Annotated in this window: 3 protein-coding genes; all 3 read left to right on the top strand. The window is 30.8% G+C overall.

Annotated features, from left to right (window positions below; all coding sequences use genetic code 11):
* The first annotated feature begins 569 nt into the window (after positions 1-569).
* The 3 genes from ermCL to NST87_RS13745 all read left to right on the top strand — a co-directional run bounded on the left by ermCL (position 570) and on the right by NST87_RS13745 (position 2,348).
* A complete protein-coding gene (gene ermCL, locus NST87_RS13755) occupies positions 570-629 on the top strand; it encodes a 23S rRNA methylase leader peptide ErmCL (RefSeq protein ID WP_002497446.1) in 60 nt (19 codons plus the stop codon).
* Between the two features lie 60 nt (positions 630-689).
* On the top strand, positions 690-1,424 hold the full coding sequence (erm(C), locus tag NST87_RS13750) for a 23S rRNA (adenine(2058)-N(6))-methyltransferase Erm(C) (protein WP_001003263.1): 735 nt from the start codon (positions 690-692) through the stop codon (positions 1,422-1,424).
* 447 nt (positions 1,425-1,871) lie between these two features.
* A complete protein-coding gene (locus tag NST87_RS13745; protein ID WP_000664727.1) occupies positions 1,872-2,348 on the top strand; it encodes a replication/maintenance protein RepL in 477 nt (158 codons plus the stop codon).
* Positions 2,349-2,473 lie beyond the last annotated feature (125 nt).

The raw sequence follows: 2,473 nt of genomic DNA, 5'->3' as shown, positions 1-2,473 counted from the left end.
GAAATGCGATTAAGCTTTTTCTAATTCACATAAGCGTGCAGGTTTAAAGTACATAAAAAATATAATGAAAAAAAGCATCATTATACTAACGTTATACCAACATTATACTCTCATTATACTAATTGCTTATTCCAATTTCCTATTGGTTGGAACCAACAGGCGTTAGTGTGTTGTTGAGTTGGTACTTTCATGGGATTAATCCCATGAAACCCCCAACCAACTCGCCAAAGCTTTGGCTAACACACACGCCATTCCAACCAATAGTTTTCTCGGCATAAAGCCATGCTCTGACGCTTAAATGCACTAATGCCTTAAAAAAACATTAAAGTCTAACACACTAGACTTATTTACTTCGTAATTAAGTCGTTAAACCGTGTGCTCTACGACCAAAAGTATAAAACCTTTAAGAACTTTCTTTTTTCTTGTAAAAAAAGAAACTAGATAAATCTCTCATATCTTTTATTCAATAATCGCATCAGATTGCAGTATAAATTTAACGATCACTCATCATGTTCATATTTATCAGAGCTCGTGCTATAATTATACTAATTTTATAAGGAGGAAAAAATATGGGCATTTTTAGTATTTTTGTAATCAGCACAGTTCATTATCAACCAAACAAAAAATAAGTGGTTATAATGAATCGTTAATAAGCAAAATTCATTATAACCAAATTAAAGAGGGTTATAATGAACGAGAAAAATATAAAACACAGTCAAAACTTTATTACTTCAAAACATAATATAGATAAAATAATGACAAATATAAGATTAAATGAACATGATAATATCTTTGAAATCGGCTCAGGAAAAGGGCATTTTACCCTTGAATTAGTACAGAGGTGTAATTTCGTAACTGCCATTGAAATAGACCATAAATTATGCAAAACTACAGAAAATAAACTTGTTGATCACGATAATTTCCAAGTTTTAAACAAGGATATATTGCAGTTTAAATTTCCTAAAAACCAATCCTATAAAATATTTGGTAATATACCTTATAACATAAGTACGGATATAATACGCAAAATTGTTTTTGATAGTATAGCTGATGAGATTTATTTAATCGTGGAATACGGGTTTGCTAAAAGATTATTAAATACAAAACGCTCATTGGCATTATTTTTAATGGCAGAAGTTGATATTTCTATATTAAGTATGGTTCCAAGAGAATATTTTCATCCTAAACCTAAAGTGAATAGCTCACTTATCAGATTAAATAGAAAAAAATCAAGAATATCACACAAAGATAAACAGAAGTATAATTATTTCGTTATGAAATGGGTTAACAAAGAATACAAGAAAATATTTACAAAAAATCAATTTAACAATTCCTTAAAACATGCAGGAATTGACGATTTAAACAATATTAGCTTTGAACAATTCTTATCTCTTTTCAATAGCTATAAATTATTTAATAAGTAAGTTAAGGGATGCATAAACTGCATCCCTTAACTTGTTTTTCGTGTACCTATTTTTTGTGAATCGATTATGTCTTTTGCGCATTCACTTCTTTTCTATATAAATATGAGCGAAGCGAATAAGCGTCGGAAAAGCAGCAAAAAGTTTCCTTTTTGCTGTTGGAGCATGGGGGTTCAGGGGGTGCAGTATCTGACGTCAATGCCGAGCGAAAGCGAGCCGAAGGGTAGCATTTACGTTAGATAACCCCCTGATATGCTCCGACGCTTTATATAGAAAAGAAGATTCAACTAGGTAAAATCTTAATATAGGTTGAGATGATAAGGTTTATAAGGAATTTGTTTGTTCTAATTTTTCACTCATTTTGTTCTAATTTCTTTTAACAAATGTTCTTTTTTTTTTAGAACAGTTATGATATAGTTAGAATAGTTTAAAATAAGGAGTGAGAAAAAGATGAAAGAAAGATATGGAACAGTCTATAAAGGCTCTCAGAGGCTCATAGACGAAGAAAGTGGAGAAGTCATAGAGGTAGACAAGTTATACCGTAAACAAACGTCTGGTAACTTCGTAAAGGCATATATAGTGCAATTAATAAGTATGTTAGATATGATTGGCGGAAAAAAACTTAAAATCGTTAACTATATCCTAGATAATGTCCACTTAAGTAACAATACAATGATAGCTACAACAAGAGAAATAGCAAAAGCTACAGGAACAAGTCTACAAACAGTAATAACAACACTTAAAATCTTAGAAGAAGGAAATATTATAAAAAGAAAAACTGGAGTATTAATGTTAAACCCTGAACTACTAATGAGAGGCGACGACCAAAAACAAAAATACCTCTTACTCGAATTTGGGAACTTTGAGCAAGAGGCAAATGAAAAACAAGAAAATGCATTATCTGATTATTATTCTTTCAAGGACTAGTATAACATAAAATCGTCTACAAATAGACAAAAAACCTGCACGCTTAATGTAGATCAAAAGCTTAACGCAAATGAAATAGATTGACCTCCCAATAACACCACGTAGTTATTGGGAGGTCAATCTAT

Source organism: Staphylococcus sp. FSL W8-0271, assembly GCF_038006605.1.
Taxonomy (GTDB): domain Bacteria; phylum Bacillota; class Bacilli; order Staphylococcales; family Staphylococcaceae; genus Staphylococcus; species Staphylococcus cohnii.
This window is presented reverse-complemented; position numbering and strand designations above follow the sequence as displayed.